Annotated in this window: 1 protein-coding gene; it reads right to left on the bottom strand. The window is 59.3% G+C overall.

Features of this window, described 5'->3' with window-relative positions; all coding sequences use genetic code 11:
- A partial coding sequence (locus PSO31014_RS22215; RefSeq protein ID WP_150553594.1) for an IS30 family transposase occupies positions 1-883 on the bottom strand: 883 nt, incomplete at its 3' end.
- Positions 884-933: the final 50 nt, after the last annotated feature.

Genomic DNA, 933 nt, shown 5'->3' with positions numbered 1-933 from the left:
AGAGATCCATGCCCTTTGGCAAGAACTGACGCAGCAAGCCGTTGGTGTTCTCGTTGCTGCCGCGCTGCCAGGGCGCGTACGGATCGGCAAACCAGATATCGAGATTCAAACGGTTGGACAGTTCGACATGACACGTCATTTCTGTGCCGCGATCGTACGTCAGGCTCTCACGCAGAAAGGCCGGCAGCTTCTTCATCTGACGTGTGAAGCCCTCCAGCGCATCCTGAGCCGTGCAGCCGTCCATGCGGCACAGCACGACGAAACGCGTCTTACGCTCCACCAGTGTGCCCACGCAGGAGCGATTAAAAGCGCCTTTGATGAGGTCGCCCTCCCAATGTCCAGGCCACTGCCGCAGTTCGATCTGCTCGGGCCGATACATGATGCGCAAATCCTCGGGCACGAAACTGCGCTGAGCAAGGCTCGTACGCCGACGCCCGCGCGCAGGCTTTTCCTGGCGCAAGGCGTCGATCATCGCCTGCTTGAGCCCGCCGCGCGGATGCGCATAGATCGCGGCGTAAATCGTTTCGTGGCTGATGCGTTGGTCGGGTTCGTCGGGATACATCCGACGAAGTCTGGCAGCAATCTGCTGCGGCGACCAGCGCCAGTAGATCAGCCGGTTATGTACGTGCTGATAAAGCTGGCTGCCGGAAATCAATTTTCGCCGACGCACGCTGTGTTCACGCCGCGTCCGGTATGCCATGGCCGCACGCGTGGCGTCATAGTGGGCCGACGCCGCCTCGCAGTTTCGCTTGAGTTCCCGTGTCACCGTCGAAGTCGCACGACCAAGCATTCGAGCAATCGCCGTCGCGCTCGTGTCCTTCGTATGTTCAATCATGATTACCGCGCGTTCCTCCGCGCTCAAATGCCTGTAGTTCTTCTTCATCGCAACACCCTACATCATTCGCGGTGTTGCACTTGAAACTGGAGACTAAG

Source organism: Pandoraea soli (genome assembly GCF_902459595.1).
GTDB classification, from domain to species: domain Bacteria; phylum Pseudomonadota; class Gammaproteobacteria; order Burkholderiales; family Burkholderiaceae; genus Pandoraea; species Pandoraea cepalis.
This window is presented reverse-complemented; position numbering and strand designations above follow the sequence as displayed.